Origin of the sequence: Pseudomonas sp. 2,4-D, assembly GCF_030418155.1 — a bacterium.
In the GTDB taxonomy this organism is placed as follows: Bacteria; Pseudomonadota; Gammaproteobacteria; order Pseudomonadales; family Pseudomonadaceae; genus Aquipseudomonas; species Aquipseudomonas alloputida.
Genome location: NZ_JAUHUI010000020.1, coordinates 62820 through 77402, shown reverse-complemented (window position 1 = coordinate 77402; position 14583 = coordinate 62820). Strand labels below are relative to the sequence as shown.

Here is a 14583-nt window from a genome sequence, read left to right as displayed (position 1 = left end):
AAGCAGGTGAAAGCTTTCGGGATGTCACTTGTTCAGCGAGGTCCGCGCCCGCTCCAGCAGCGCTCGCGCCTTGTCGCCAAAGCGTTGCAAGTGCGACGCCCGTGCGGGCTTGCTTTCCACCAAACCCTGCTGCTTCACCCAATCCTTCCAGCGTACCCGTTCATCTGCCACCACCCAGCCTTCCTGCCGGGCAAAACTTTCTGCCAGGTACAGCCCACGCGTACTCGCCGGCACCAGTTCATCCTTTTTCAGCGTGTACAGCTCTGCCAGTGGCTGGCCGTCCTTCAATGGCATCAGGTACAGGTCGGGCCGTTTGCGGTTGAGCCGCGCCACCAGCTGGTCGCCCTCCAGCCGCTCGTCAACGTGGAACAAGCTGAGTTTCTTGGCGTCACGGGGCACTTGCAGGCGCATGTCATAGATCAGCTGTAGCGAAGCGGTGGGCAGGTGCACATAGGCCCGTGGGCGCTCCAGTAGCATCAGCTTGCCGCAATGCACCGGGCGTGCGGCACCGGACTCCGGAGCCAGCACGAAGTGGGGTGTTTCGCGGTAGTGCAGGGCGGCGGCGTAGGGTACGGGCAGCCAGGTGTCGTTGAAGCGCCCGCCCAGCCAACCTTCCGGGGTTTCCAGCAGGCACTCCTCGGCCACTTCCTGTACGGCCGTGTGCAGCGGCAGGTTCAGCTCCTGCGCCGGTACATAACCGGAAATCAGTTTCAGTACCACATCGCCACGGTCTTGGCGGCGCTGACGCACCAGTACCCAGTAATCGCGGTTCTGCCAATGCAGCGTGAGGCGCACCGACACGCCCAGGTTGGCCAGTTCGACCACGAAGTGTTGTGTGTCGGGTAACTGGATGGCCTTGCGCCGTTGCTGAGTCTGGGCAAAGTTCAGCGGCATGCCGATGCTTTGGTAGATCAAGCCTTCGGTCGTGGCCTCGACATGCAGTGGCAGTGTCTTGAAGTTGCTCGGGTTCTTGCGGATCAGCGTTCGCGCCACGAGGCTCCTCCTTGCGTCGGGTCAGTCTCCAGTCCCTGAGTCGGGAGCCTGAGGTAACTCAATGCTGGCCCAGGATGCGGGCGACGGTGGCCACGTTATGGGCCAGGTGCAACGGGTTGATGGTGCCGACAATAGCACTGCTGACGCCCGGGTGGGCGAACAGCAGCTCGAAGCTGGCCTGCACCGGGTCGACGCCCGGGGCCAGGCAGATATGCCCGCTCGCCAAGGCCTTCTTTACCAGGATGGCCTTGCCGTGTTCGGCAGCGTAGTCCAGCACCGGGCGTTCTGCCTGTTCGTTGAGGTTGTAGGTGACCATGGCGCAGTCGCCTTGCTCCAGTGCCTTCAGGCCGCCGGCGACGGTCTTGCCGGACAGCCCGAAACCGAGGATCTTGCCCTCCTGCTTGAGTTCGGCCAGGGTCTGGTAGACCTCCTGCTGTTCGAGGATGGCCAGGTCGTTGCCGTCGGAATGCACCAGCACCAGTTCGATGCGGTCGGTTTCGAGCCGGCGCAGGCTGCGCTCCACCGAGCGGCGGGTGTGGGCAGCGCTGAAGTCGAAATGCGACAGGCCTTCCTCGAACTCTTCACCGACCTTGCTGACGATTACCCATTCATCACGTTGGCCGCGCAGCAGCGGGCCCAGGCGTTCTTCGCTACGGCCATAGGCCGGGGCGGTGTCGATCAGGTTGATGCCAAGCTCGCGGGCCTGGGCCAGTAACAGGCGGGCTTCCTCATCGCCGGGGATCGTGAAGCCAGTGGGGTACTTCACGCCCTGATCGCGGCCCAGCTTGACCGTGCCGAGGCCCAGTGGAGAGACCGTGAGGCCGGTGCTGCCCAGCGGGCGATGGAACGCATGCAGGGTTGGCAGGCTCATGGCAGCAACTGCTCCCAGGCCGGTACGCTCAGTGGAGGGCGTGGGAGGTCGGCCAGGTCGGCCTGTGCTTGTGGACGAATGCCGTCGCGCTCCAGGTGGCTGATTACCCGGTCGCTGAAGTCCGGTGCCAGTGCCAGTTTGGTCGGCCAGCCCACCAGCAGGCGCTGCTGGTCGGCAAGGAAGGCGTTGTCCGGACGTGCCAGGCCAGATTGTGCAGGCTCAGCGCGGTCGACGCGCAGTGTGGCCCAGCGCACCAGGCTCTGATCGACCCATGGGAGCAGGTTGGCGATTTCCTTCTGCGCTGCAGCAATCTGCGCTGCAGGCTCGCGCGCCACGCCATCGGCTTCGGCCAGGTCCCCACCGAGGTACCAGACCCACTGGCCATCGGCTGCCGGATGGGTGGTCACCGTTACCCGCGGCTTGGGCCCGCCGCCGAGGCAGTGGGCGTACAAAGGTTTCAGGTTCGGGCCCTTGGCCATGACCATGTGCAGCGGGCGGGTTTGCATGGCCGGCTGATCCAGGCCCAGCGCCTGCAGCAAGCCTTCGGTGCCGGCTCCGGCGCTCAACACGATGCGTTGGGCACGGATTTCCCGGTCGTCCACGCGCAGGCCGACCAACGCATTACCTTCACGCAAGGGTTCGATGCGTTCACCTGCCAGCAAGGACTCGCCGGCCAGCTCGGCCAGGTTGGCCAGCAGGCTCGGGACATCGACCACCAGTTCCGCCAGGCGGTACACCTTGCCCTTGAACGCGCGGTCCTGCAGTGCCGGTGGCAACTGGTCACCCTTGACTTGGTCGACCCTGCCGCGCACGGCTTTGCTGGCGAAGAAGCTTGTGAGGTTGCCGGCCAAGGTGCCCGGCGACCACAGGTAGTGGGCATCGGAGAGCAGGCGGGTACGACTGAGGTCGAGTTCGCCGTCGCCGGCCAAGGCCTCGCGCCAGCGGCGCGGCATGTCGGCGATGGCTTCCGAGGCGCCGGTCAGGGCGCCGTGCAGGGCGTATTTGGTGCCGCCGTGGATGATGCCCTGCGACTTGATGGTCTGCTCGCCGCCAAGGCTGGCGCGCTCCACCAGCACTGTCGAGTAGCCCAGGCGGCGCAGGCGGGCATTGAGCCAGAGGCCTGCGACCCCGGCGCCGACGATCAGCACGTCAGTGGAAATGGCAGATGGCATGGCGGTACCTCGAAGACTGGGACAGCTGGCAAGTATACAGGCTATACCTGAGATGGCCCTATCGTCGGCGAGCCCCGCACAAGGGCTCTCAATGCCCAGCGGTCTTCGAGAACAGCTGAATCACCACCACGCCACCCACGATCATGGCCATGCCAAGCATCGCCGGCATATCCAGCTTCTGCCCGTAGATCACCAGCGCCGCCACACTGATCAGCACAATCCCCAGGCCCGACCAGATGGCGTAGGCAATCCCCACCGGAATGCTGCGGACCACCAGCGTCAGCATCCAGAACGCAATGCCATAGCCAACCACCATCAGTAGCAGTGGCAACGGCGTGCTCAGGCCTTTCACCGCTTTCATCGAGGCGGTGGCGATGACTTCGGCGCAGATGGCAATGGCGAGGTAGGTGTAGGCATTCATGGCGGGATCCTCCGTTACTGAGCGGGCATTCTAGACGTTGCCTGGATGGGGTAAAGTCATTACCTATCAATTTGGGAGATAGGTTGATGGCCGAGCAGTGGAACCTTGAACAATTGCGTACCTTTCTGCGCGTTGCAGAACTGCGCTCGTTCTCCGCAGTGGCACGTGAGCAGCACAAAGCCCAGTCGGCGATCAGCAGTGCCATCGCGCTGCTCGAAACCGACCTAGGGGTCACCCTGTTCGAGCGCAGCAGCGGCCGGCAACCGAAATTGACTGAAAACGGCAGCGCCTTGCTGGAAGACGCCCGCGAATTGTTACGCCAGTGCGAACGCCTGGATGGCCGCGCCCTGGCCCTGATGCGCGGGCAGGAGGCCTTGCTGCGGGTCGCGCAGGACGAAGCCATGCCGTATCAGCCGGTGATCGACAGCCTCGACGAACTGGCTAGCCGCTACCCGTTCCTGGAGGTGCAACTGGCCAGCGGAGCCCAGGGCGATGTGGCGCGCAAGCTGGTGGAGCGGCGCGCCGATCTGGGCCTGTTCTTCCTCCACGAAAGCATCCCGGCTTCCTTGGAGCGCCGTGCGTTGGGCAGCGTGGAGATGGTCACGGTGTGCGCGGTCGGCCACCCGCTGGCGGGCGAAGGCCGGGTCACCCGCCAACAATTGGCCCGCCACCGGCAGTTGCTGATCACGCCACAACAAAGCGGTTACCCCGGTGGCGAAGCGATCAGCCCACAGGTATGGCGTGCCGATAGCTTCTACGCCATGGCCGAACTACTGATGCGCGGCCTGGGCTGGGCCTGGTTACCCCGGCATGTGGTGCAGTACCCGACCTATCAGGCGCACATGGTCGAACTGGACAGCGACTGGCGGCCGCCGGCCTTGGTGGCAGAGCTGGCCTGGCGCCGCGATGAACCACTGGGCCCGGCCGCGCAATGGCTGGCCGAGCGCTTTGCAGTGCACCTTCGCGCGATCGGGTAGACTTAGCCGCCATGAACAGAACTCTCTATACCTTGCTGTTTCACCTGGGCCTGCCGCTGGTTGCGCTGCGCCTGTACCTGCGCGCGCGCAAGGCGCCGGCCTATGGCCAGCGTATCGGCGAGCGCTTTGCTTTCAAGCTGCCGGCCATGCGCCAGGGTGGTATCTGGGTACATGCGGTATCGGTGGGCGAGAGCATTGCTGCCGCACCCATGGTGCGTGCCTTGCTCAAGGCTTACCCGGAGCTGCCGATCACACTGACCTGCATGACCCCTACTGGCTCTGAACGCATTCGCGCCCTGTTCGCCGACGAACCGCGCGTGCAGCATTGCTACCTGCCCTATGACTTGCCTTGGGCGGCGGGGCGTTTTCTCGATCATGTACAGCCGAAGCTGGGCATCATCATGGAAACCGAGCTTTGGCCCAACCACATTCATCAGTGTGCCAGGCGCGGCATTCCGGTGGCGCTGGCCAATGCGCGCTTGTCCGAGCGCTCGGCCCGTGGCTATGGGCGCTTTGCCAGGCTTACCCGGCCGATGCTGGCCGAGATGAGCCTGATTGCCGTGCAGACCGAAACCGAGGCCCAGCGCTTCCGTGACCTGGGCGCACGCCCTGAGCGCGTGCAAGTCACCGGTTCGATCAAGTTCGACCTGACGATCGACGAACAGCTGCTGCCGCGCGCCAGGGCATTGCGTGAACAGTGGGGGGGCGGCCAGCGTCCTGTGTGGATCGCCGCCAGCACCCATGAAGGGGAAGATGCCTTGATCCTGCAGGCGCATCGGCAGTTGTTGCAGGTGCATGGCGATGCCTTGCTGATCCTGGTGCCGCGCCATCCCGAGCGCTTCAATGCAGTGCATGCGTTGTGCAGCGAGCAGTTCACCACCGTGCGCCGCTCTGCCGGCACACTGGTCGATGCGCAAACGCGGGTATTGCTGGGCGACACCATGGGCGAACTGCTGTTCCTGTATGCCCTGGCCGACATTGCCTTCGTCGGTGGCAGCCTGGTGCCGACCGGTGGGCACAATCCGTTGGAGCCTGCGGCGCTGGCCTTGCCGGTGCTCATGGGGCCGCATGTGTTCAACTTCCTCGAAATCAGCGCGATGCTGCGCGAGGCAGGTGCGTTGCAGCAGGTGGATGATGCTGACGGGCTGGCCGGTGCGGTACGCCGCCTGGTGGAACTGCCGCAGGATGCCAAGCGCATGGGCGAGGCGGGCAGGGCGGTGATGCGGGCCAATCAGGGGGCTTTGCAGCGATTGCTCGAGGGTCTGGGTGCGCTTATCCGCTGATTTTTGCATTGGCTCCTTCGCGGGCTCGCCCGCTCCCACAGGATGGATGCATGGCTCGAGGGCTGCGCTATCCCTGTGGGAGCGGGCGAGCCCGCGAATGGTCCAGCCCCTACCTCAAGGCCTGCGCTCGAAGTTCTTGGCCGCTGCTGCCGCCAGGTCCGGCGGCAGGAAGTCCTTGTCCGGGTTGTAGTCAGGTTTCAGGTAGCGCTTCAGGTCCTGCAGGTCTTGCGGGCTCAGGGTGCCGGCTGCCTGCTTCAGGCTCAGGTTGTCGAGGATGTAGTCGTAGCGGCTATTGTTGTAGTCGCGTACCGAGGTGTACAGCTGGCGCTGGGCATCAAGCACGTCGACGATGTTGCGGGTACCGACCTGGTAGCCGATTTCGGTGGCTTCCAGCGCGCTCTGGTTGGAAATGATCGACTGCTTGCGCGCCTGTACCTGTTCCACATCGGTGTTCACAGCGCGGTGCAGGTTGCGGGTGTTTTCCACGACCTGGCGGCGCAGGCTTTCACGCTGTTGCTCGCTCTGGCTCAGGCGCTGGTAAGCCTCGCGTACCTGCGAACTGGTCAGGCCGCCGCTGTAGATCGGGATGTTCAGTTGCAGGCCAACGCTGGTCTGCTCGACGTCGCCGCTGTAGCGCACCCCCAGTTGCGATGGGTTGGTGAAGCCAAGGCTGTCGTTGTCACCCTTCTGGTACTTCGCCACGGCGTCCAGGGTCGGTGCATGCCCGGCCTTGCGCTGACGCAGGGTCTCTTCTGCGGCAGAAACCGCGTAGTTGGTGGCCAGCAGGTTGAGGTTCTGGCGCCCGGCGGTTTCGACCCAGGCTTTGGCATCGTTGGGCGTTGGCACTTGTACCGGCAGGCTATGCACCACGCCCTGGATAGAGGTGTACTCACGGTTGGTCAGGGTCACCAGGGCCTCGAAGGCATCCTGCACCTGGCGTTCGGCGATGATCCGGTTGGCCCGTGCAGTGTCATAACTGGCTTGGGATTGCAGCACGTCGGTCTTGTCCGAAAGGCCCACGTCGAAACGCTCGTTGGACTGATCCAGCTGGCGCTTGAAGGCGGCTTCTTCTGCCTTGGTGGCGGCCAGGTTGTCCTGGGCGCGGAGGACGGCGAAGTAGTTTTGCGCGGTTTGCAGAATCAGGTTTTGCTCGGTCGCCGACAGCTCCAGTGCTGCCTGTTCGTTGACTGCTTCGGCGGCTTGCAACTGGAACCAGCGATCAGCGCGGAAGATCGGCTGAGCCAGGGTCGCGCTCCAGGCGTTGCCGCTGCGATTGGACGTGATGGATGGCTCGTCCAGCTTGGTGCGGGTGTTCATCATCTCGGCACCGGCCGACAGGTTTGGCAGCAACCCGGCGCGGGCCTGCGGCACCACTTCGCGGCGCGCCCCGTAATCGGCGCGTGCTGCAGCCAGGTCGGCGTTGTTGTCCACTGCTTCCTGGTAGACGCTGACCAGATCGGTTTTGACTGTCGAGGGCACGTCCGCTGCCCAGACCACTCCGTTGGACGCACAAGACACGGCTATCGCCAGTGAGAGTTTGCGCAGCATAGAGGCAATCCTTGTACGAAATTTAATTACTGAACTGTTGAGTATCGAGCGATGGGCCAGTGTAGTGCCATGCGCACCCGGCAACAATCGCTCGGTGTGCCTTTCATCATCCGCGCATTTACCTGCTTGGCTTTGCTGACCACTCCAGTCTAGACTGCGCATGTTCTTGTCGGGGTGCCTTGAAGCAAAGGCTGAGATCGCAGAGGTGCGGATCCCGTTGAACCTGATCAGGTTAGCGCCTGCGTAGGGAACAAGATTGCTCGCCTTCCCGGGGAGCCTCTTGTGCCAGGTCCGGGATTGTCACAGCTGCATACAGCTTCAGGCACCCCATGTCCGGCACTGCACCCAAAGAGGGTGCGTCCGCGCGTTTCAGGTTCACCCCGACATTCCACTGCTAGGAAGCCGTCAGGAGAGCCTGTGATGACCAAACAAGAAAAAGCGATCAACCTCAGCGAATCGGCACAAGTCGATCAGCAGTCCGTGCAACCGTTCCCGCGTTCGCGCAAGATTTATGTCGAAGGCTCGCGCCCGGACATCCGCGTTCCCATGCGTGAAATCAGCCTGGATGACACCCCGACCGATTTTGGCGGCGAGTCCAACGCCCCGGTGCTGGTGTATGACACGTCTGGCCCGTACACCGACCCCGACGTGATCATCGACGTGCGCAAAGGCCTGCCCGATGTGCGTTCGGCGTGGATCGAAGCCCGCGGTGACACCGAGCGCCTGGAAGGCCTGAGCTCCGACTTCGGTCAGCAGCGCCTGAACGATGCAGAGCTGGCCAAGCTGCGTTTCGCCCATGTGCGCAACCCGCGCCGGGCCAAGGCCGGCGCCAACGTCTCGCAGATGCACTATGCCCGTCAGGGCATCATCACCGCCGAAATGGAATACGTGGCCATCCGCGAGAACATGAAGCTACAGGAGGCCCGCGCCGCCGGCCTGCTGAATGAGCAACATGCCGGCCACAGCTTCGGTGCCAACGTCCCGAAAGAAATCACCCCTGAATTCGTCCGCCAGGAAATCGCCCGTGGCCGCGCGATCATTCCGGCCAACATCAACCACCCGGAAGTAGAGCCGATGATCATCGGCCGCAACTTCCTGGTGAAGATCAACGGCAACATCGGCAACAGCGCCCTGGGTTCCTCGATCGAGGAAGAGGTGGCCAAGCTGACCTGGGGCATCCGCTGGGGCTCGGACACGGTCATGGACCTGTCCACCGGCAAGCACATCCACGAAACCCGCGAGTGGATCATTCGCAACTCGCCGGTGCCGATCGGTACCGTGCCGATCTACCAGGCCCTGGAAAAGGTCAACGGCGTGGCAGAGGACCTGACCTGGGAACTGTTCCGCGACACCCTGATCGAGCAGGCCGAACAGGGCGTGGACTACTTCACCATTCACGCCGGTGTGTTGCTGCGCTATGTGCCCCTGACCGCCAAGCGGGTCACCGGCATCGTCAGCCGCGGTGGCTCGATCATGGCCAAGTGGTGCCTGGCGCACCACAAGGAAAACTTCCTGTACACCCACTTCGACGAAATCTGCGAAATCATGAAGGCCTACGACGTCAGCTTCTCGCTGGGCGACGGCCTGCGCCCTGGCTCGATTGCCGACGCCAACGACGCCGCGCAATTCGGTGAGCTGGAAACCCTCGGCGAGCTGACCAAGATTGCCTGGAAGCACGACGTGCAATGCATGATCGAAGGCCCCGGCCACGTGCCGATGCAGTTGATCAAAGAGAACATGGACAAGCAGCTGGAGTGCTGCGACGAGGCGCCGTTCTACACCCTCGGCCCACTGACCACCGACATCGCGCCGGGTTACGACCACATCACCTCGGGCATTGGTGCGGCGATGATCGGCTGGTTCGGTTGCGCCATGCTCTGCTACGTCACGCCGAAGGAGCACCTGGGCCTGCCGAACAAGGACGACGTCAAGACCGGCATCATCACCTACAAGATCGCCGCGCATGCCGCCGACCTTGCCAAGGGCCACCCGGGTGCACAGATTCGCGACAACGCCTTGTCCAAGGCGCGTTTCGAGTTCCGTTGGGAAGACCAGTTCAACCTGGGCCTCGACCCGGACACCGCCCGTGCTTTCCACGACGAGACCATGCCGAAGGAATCGGCCAAGGTCGCGCACTTCTGCTCGATGTGCGGGCCGAAGTTCTGCTCGATGAAGATCACCCAGGAAGTGCGTGAGTACGCTGCCAAGATCGAGGCCGTGGATGTGACGGTCGAGCAAGGCATGCGTGAGCAGGCCGAGCGGTTCCGCCAGGAAGGCAGCCAGCTGTACCACAAAGTCTAAACCGCAGCACCTTACCCTGTGGGAGCGGGCTTGCCCGCGAAGCAAGCACTGCGGTGCATGGCACCGGCTTTGCCGGTGTTCGCGGGCAAGCCCGCTCCCACAGGGTGGTGTATGCCACTTAACATCACTCCTGCGGACATGACCATGACATCACCCAGCCAGTTCTCTCCCGACCATCCAATCCCCATCCAGCAGCGCATCTTCGGTGCTCGCGACCTGTTTTCACTGTGGTTTTCCCTCGGCATCGGCCTGATGGTGCTGCAGGTCGGCGCCATGCTGGCGCCAGGCCTGGGCCTTGCTGGCGCGGTGCTGGCCATCGCTCTGGGCACCGGTGTCGGTGTGCTGTTGCTGGGGGCGGCGGGGGTTATTGGCAGCGACACCGGGCTGTCCGCCATGGGCACCCTGAAACTCAGCCTGGGCAGCCATGGCGCGCGCTTGCCGGCGCTGCTCAACTTGCTGCAACTGGTGGGTTGGGGCGCTTTCGAGATCATCGTCATGCGCGATGCTGCCAGCTTGCTGGGTGCGCGAGCGTTCGGTGAGGACAGTGCCTGGAACAGCCCCATGCTCTGGACGCTGTGCTTCGGTGCCCTGGCCACCCTGCTGGCTGTCAGCGGGCCACTGGCCTTCGTGCGCAAGGTGCTGCGCGCCTGGGGCATCTGGTTGTTGCTGGGCGCCTGTCTGTGGCTGACCTGGAACCTGTTCGCCAAGGCCGACCTGGCGGAGCTGTGGAACCGTGCCGGGGATGGTTCGATGTCGCTGGCGGTTGGCTTCGATATCGTCATCGCCATGCCGCTGTCCTGGCTGCCGCTGATCGCGGACTACTCTCGCTTTGCCCGCAATGGCAGGCATGTGTTCGGCGGTACGGTAGTGGGATACTTCATCGGCAACACCTGGCTGATGAGCCTGGGCGTGGCGTACACGCTGGCGTTCGCCGCCAATGGCGAAGTCAATGCCTTGCTGCTGGCCCTGGCGGGCGCCGGCATGGGGATTCCGCTGCTGCTTATTCTGCTGGACGAGTCGGAAAAGGCCTTCGCCGACATCCACTCGGCGGCGGTTTCCACCGGTGTGCTGCTACCGCTGAAGGTCGAGCACCTGGCGTTGGCCATCGGCGTGTTGTGCACCCTGATCGCCCTGTTGGCGCCACTGGCACAGTACGAAAACTTCCTGTTGCTGATCGGTTCGGTGTTCGCACCGCTGTTCGGCGTGGTGTTGATGGACCACTACGTGGTCCGTCGACGCCGTCTGCCAGCACAGGTCAATGGCTTGCACTGGCAGGCGTTGGTGGCCTGGTTTGCCGGGGCGGTGGCCTATCACCTGATTGCCGCCAAGGCGCCTGAACTGGGCGCTACCCTGCCCGCATTGCTGCTGGCAGGTGTGCTGCATGGGCTGCTAAGCCTCAGCCGCGGCCGGGAAACAGTTCAGGCTTGAGTACGCCATTCAGGCGCGGGTAGGGGATCTTCAGTTCCACGTGGCCCATGGAGTAGGGCGCGATGGCATAGACCTCGTACTTGACCACTACCGCGCCGTACGTCAGGGCGACGTGCGGCGATTTCTTGAACGGCCAGGTCTTGACGAACTCGGCATCCTTGTCCATACCCACGCTCATCAGCCAGGCACGGTGCGATTCTTCGACGGTTTTCCAGAAGGTGTCTTCCTGGCCGGGCACCAGCATGTCCTGCAGGGTCAGCACCTTGTCCAGTTTGCGTGAATAGTTGATGAAGCCGCGCCCGGGCATGCCGTGGGCGCCACCGCTGTCCAGGTAGCTGGACAACTCGATGATCACCAGCCCGTCATGCTGCTCGCGTACCTTGGCTTGCAAGTAGCTGCTGTTACGTTTGTCGGCACTGGCCAGATATTGCTGTTCGTAGGCCTGCAGGGTGGCTGGTGCGGTGCCATGCTGATTGTCTTCGGTCAGTTGCAGCAGGCGTTTTTCGACGATGCCGTCGAGCTTGGGCAGGGCCGGGAAGTGGATCATGTCGATGTTCACCAGCGGGCAGTCGCTCTCGCTGCAGCCGGGTTTGACATGCTCCCAGGCGTCGCGCTTGACCTCGAGCGGGGCCCGGTAGTTGGGCGTGAACAGGCTCTGGCAGGCGCCCAGAGCGAGTGCCAGCACGGCCACGGAAGTCAGTTTGACAAGTGTCATGATGATCCTTGCAGAACAGGGAAAAGTCGGCCTTTGACCGTCTGCGCGGCCTTCAGTTCGCCACTAAGCTAACAGAGTGAAGGGCTGCTGTCCCGAGTGCGCCAGCGGTTGCTGGAAAGGGGTGAAACCAACAGGCGTGCGGAGTAGGATGGCGCGAAGCAGTATTCGAGGTAATGAGGATTTCCATGTCAGACGCGTTGAACGCTGTGCCCAAGGGCTTCGAAATCATCGAGCGGGCCAATTGCTTCCAGGGCTTTTACAAGCTCGACAAGTTACGCCTGCGCCACGAGCTATTTGCCGGGGGCATGGGGCGCGAGATCAGTCGCGAACTGTTTGTGCGCCACGATGCGGTATGCGTGCTGCCGTACGACCCTGCGCGCGACGAAGTGGTGCTGATCGAGCAGTTCCGCGTGGGCGCACTGGATAAGGTCGCCAACCCTTGGCTGATCGAGATGGTTGCCGGGCTGATCGACAAAGACGAGCAGCCCGAGGAAGTCGCCCATCGCGAGGCTGAAGAAGAAGCCGGCCTGACCTTCAGCGCCCTTTGGCCGATGACCCGCTACTTCCCGTCGCCTGGCGGCAGTGACGAATACGTTCACCTGTTCCTCGGCCGTTGCAGCAGCGAGGGCGCGGGAGGGCTGCATGGCCTGGAGGAAGAGGGCGAAGACATTCGTGTACGCGTGTGGGCGTTCGAGGATGCCCTGCAGGCGGTGCGCGACGGGCGCATCTGCAATGCGGCCACCATCATTGGCCTGCAATGGTTGGCGCTGAACCGTGACGAAGTAAGAGGTATGTGGAAGTGAACCTGCTGCGCGAGCGCTATCGAGTTGACCTGGTCGGGCTGCAGGCAGCCTGCGAGGCCAACTATGCCCGGCTGATGCGCTTGTTGCCCGACATGCGCACCACCCAGAGCTCGCGCCGCATCGGCATGACCCAGGGTGACCAGATGCTTGGCGTGCTGGTGCTCGACGTGGTGCTGGCCTGCCCGTATACCACCACCCTGCATGTGCGGCAGGAACACAGCCTGCCGTGGTTGCCAGTGCCACACCTGGAAGTGCAGGTGTATCACGATGCACGCATGGCCGAAGTGGTCAGCGCCGAACACACCCGGCGCCTGCGCAGCATCTACCCGTATCCGAACGACGCCATGCATCAGCCGGACGAAAAGGCCCAGCTCAACCTGTTCCTGGGTGAATGGCTCAGCCACTGCCTGGCCTGCGGCCACGAACTGGCAAGTGTTCGCTGAATTGTGACGTGAGTCGGTTGCGGGTGTTTGCTCGTCACCGTCGCACAGCCATAATTCCCGCTGAATCCATTCGAGGAGATGGCCGTTGTCGCCGCCAGACCAATCCCGCCCCGTGCATGTGGTGCAACTGACCGATGCCCACCTGTTCGCCGACCCGGCTGGCAGCATGCTGGGCCTCAAGACCCGAGACAGCCTGCGCCACGTGGTGGCCCAGGTGCGGCGCGAGCAGCCGCTTGTCGACTTGCTGCTGTGCACGGGCGACCTGTCCCAGGATGCCAGCGTGGCATCCTATGAAGCGTTTCGTGAGCTGACCGCACCGTTTGGCGTACCCACTCGCTGGCTGCCGGGCAACCATGACGAGGCTCAGGTGATGGCGCAGGTGGCGCCGGAACTGGTGCAGGCGGTGACCGATATCGGCGCGTGGCGGGTGGTCATGCTCAACACCGCCGTGCAGGGTGCTACCCACGGGTTTCTGCAAGATGACCAGCTGGCCGTACTGGAAGCCGCCTTGAAAGAGGCCGGCGAGCGGCATTGCCTGGTGTGCTTCCACCATCAGCCAGTGGACATCGGATGCGCCTGGATCGCGCCGATCGGCTTGCGCAATGCCCAGGCGCTGTTCGATATCGTTGAAGGATATCCACAGGTACGGGCTTTGCTATGGGGGCATGTGCACCAGGAATGGGATGAGGTCCGAGAGGGGAGGCGCCTGTTGGCCACGCCGTCGACCTGCATTCAGTTCGCGGCGCGCAGCGAAGACTTCCAGGTGAGCGAAGAGCATCCGGGGTACCGCTGGTTGCGCCTGCATGCCGACGGGCGGCTGGAGACCGGGGTGGAGCGGGCGCTGGATTTCGAGGTGAAGCTCGACTTCGATAGCCCAGGGTATTGAGCAGGCCGCGTCGGCCTGCCGGAAATGTATTGCGAAATCCGTGGCACTGCGTCAAAACCCGGCGAACGCGCTACACTGCGCGTCCCTGCGCCCGCATTATCAGGCGCGAAGCCACAGATTCCGGGGGCAGCATGTCGGGTTCCATCCTCTATATCCATGGCTTCAACAGCTCGCCGCTTTCGACCAAGGCGCGTCAGCTGGAGGCAGTCATGCAGCAGCTCGGCCTGGCCGACCAGCTGCGAGTGCCGGCCCTGCACCACCACCCACGGCAAGCCATGGTCCAGCTCGAAGCGGCCATCGCCGAACTGGGGGCGCCACTGCTGGTGGGCAGTTCGCTCGGCGGCTACTATGCCACCCATCTGGCTGAGCGCCATGGCCTCAAGGCCCTGCTGGTCAACCCGGCGGTAACCCCGCACAAGCATTTCGACGGTTACCTGGGCACCCAGCGCAACCATTACAGCGGTGAAACCTGGGAGCTGACCCACGATCACGTGCAGGCCCTGGCCGAGCTGGAAGTCGCGGCCCCGGCCGATGCCGACCGCTATCAAGTGTGGCTGCAGACCGCCGATGAAACCCTGGACTATCGACATGCCGAGCGCTATTACCGTGCTTGTGCCCTGCGTATCCAGGCCGGTGGCGATCACAGCTTCCAGGGCTTCGCCGAGCGCCTGCCGGCACTGCTGGCCTTCGCCGGCATTGCCCGTGGGCAGTATGCGGCGCTCGATTTTTCTGTATTTTGACT

The 14583-nt window shown here is 63.5% G+C and carries 14 protein-coding genes and 1 riboswitch; of the genes, 8 read left to right on the top strand and 6 right to left on the bottom strand.

What is annotated here, in order from left to right; all coding sequences use genetic code 11:
* Positions 1–24: 24 nt before the first annotated feature.
* From QYE47_RS15890 to QYE47_RS15875, 4 genes are all read right to left on the bottom strand, one after another.
* Positions 25–993 carry a hypothetical protein gene (locus tag QYE47_RS15890; RefSeq protein ID WP_014592612.1) on the bottom strand — a complete coding sequence of 323 codons (969 nt, stop codon included), beginning with the start codon at positions 991–993 and terminating at the stop codon, positions 25–27.
* A 58-nt stretch (positions 994–1051) separates the two neighbouring features.
* Complete coding sequence (locus QYE47_RS15885) at positions 1052–1864, bottom strand: aldo/keto reductase (RefSeq protein ID WP_003249454.1); 813 nt, start codon at positions 1862–1864, stop codon at positions 1052–1054.
* A complete protein-coding gene (locus QYE47_RS15880) occupies positions 1861–3036 on the bottom strand; it encodes an FAD-binding oxidoreductase (protein WP_014592611.1) in 1176 nt (391 codons plus the stop codon). Before QYE47_RS15880 ends, QYE47_RS15885 begins: the two co-directional genes overlap by 4 nt.
* An 88-nt stretch (positions 3037–3124) precedes the next feature.
* Positions 3125–3457 (bottom strand): multidrug efflux SMR transporter, encoded by a 333-nt coding sequence (locus QYE47_RS15875; RefSeq protein ID WP_004577390.1) that lies wholly within the window; start codon positions 3455–3457, stop codon positions 3125–3127.
* A gap of 86 nt (positions 3458–3543) precedes the next feature.
* Between QYE47_RS15875 and QYE47_RS15870 the strand changes: the two genes are divergently transcribed.
* Positions 3544–4434 carry a LysR family transcriptional regulator gene (locus QYE47_RS15870; RefSeq protein WP_003249460.1) on the top strand — a complete coding sequence of 297 codons (891 nt, stop codon included), beginning with the start codon at positions 3544–3546 and terminating at the stop codon, positions 4432–4434.
* A gap of 11 nt (positions 4435–4445) precedes the next feature.
* Positions 4446–5717: a lipid IV(A) 3-deoxy-D-manno-octulosonic acid transferase gene (gene waaA / locus QYE47_RS15865; protein ID WP_070384412.1), complete on the top strand. Its 1272-nt coding sequence runs from the start codon at positions 4446–4448 to the stop codon at positions 5715–5717.
* A 114-nt stretch (positions 5718–5831) separates the two neighbouring features.
* Here waaA and QYE47_RS15860 read toward each other — a convergent pair whose 3' ends face one another.
* Positions 5832–7265, bottom strand: a complete 1434-nt coding sequence (locus QYE47_RS15860; RefSeq protein ID WP_014592609.1) for a TolC family outer membrane protein — start codon at positions 7263–7265, stop codon at positions 5832–5834.
* A 160-nt stretch (positions 7266–7425) separates the two neighbouring features.
* Positions 7426–7532, top strand: a riboswitch (TPP riboswitch).
* A gap of 153 nt (positions 7533–7685) precedes the next feature.
* Between QYE47_RS15860 and thiC the strand changes: the two genes are divergently transcribed.
* Together thiC and cytX are read left to right on the top strand one after the other, a co-directional pair.
* Positions 7686–9566 (top strand): phosphomethylpyrimidine synthase ThiC, encoded by a 1881-nt coding sequence (gene thiC / locus QYE47_RS15855; protein WP_070384411.1) that lies wholly within the window; start codon positions 7686–7688, stop codon positions 9564–9566.
* Positions 9567–9710: 144 nt separating this feature from the next.
* A complete protein-coding gene (cytX, locus tag QYE47_RS15850) occupies positions 9711–10994 on the top strand; it encodes a putative hydroxymethylpyrimidine transporter CytX (RefSeq protein WP_041167102.1) in 1284 nt (427 codons plus the stop codon).
* On the opposite strand, the gene QYE47_RS15845 is transcribed toward cytX, so the two are convergent.
* On the bottom strand, positions 10963–11709 hold the full coding sequence (locus QYE47_RS15845; protein WP_003249476.1) for an RsiV family protein: 747 nt from the start codon (positions 11707–11709) through the stop codon (positions 10963–10965). The genes cytX and QYE47_RS15845 overlap by 32 nt on opposite strands.
* Before the next feature lie 185 nt (positions 11710–11894).
* Between QYE47_RS15845 and QYE47_RS15840 the strand changes: the two genes are divergently transcribed.
* The 4 genes from QYE47_RS15840 (at position 11895) to QYE47_RS15825 (ending at position 14581) form a co-directional block, all read left to right on the top strand.
* On the top strand, positions 11895–12512 hold the full coding sequence (locus QYE47_RS15840) for an NUDIX domain-containing protein (RefSeq protein WP_003249478.1): 618 nt from the start codon (positions 11895–11897) through the stop codon (positions 12510–12512).
* Entirely contained in the window at positions 12503–12955 is a 453-nt protein-coding gene (locus QYE47_RS15835; protein ID WP_003249480.1) for a DUF1249 domain-containing protein, read from the top strand. Before QYE47_RS15840 ends, QYE47_RS15835 begins: the two co-directional genes overlap by 10 nt.
* An 85-nt stretch (positions 12956–13040) precedes the next feature.
* A complete protein-coding gene (gene cpdA, locus QYE47_RS15830) occupies positions 13041–13841 on the top strand; it encodes a 3',5'-cyclic-AMP phosphodiesterase (protein WP_014592606.1) in 801 nt (266 codons plus the stop codon).
* Between the two features lie 131 nt (positions 13842–13972).
* On the top strand, positions 13973–14581 hold the full coding sequence (locus QYE47_RS15825; protein ID WP_003249484.1) for a YqiA/YcfP family alpha/beta fold hydrolase: 609 nt from the start codon (positions 13973–13975) through the stop codon (positions 14579–14581).
* Positions 14582–14583 lie beyond the last annotated feature (2 nt).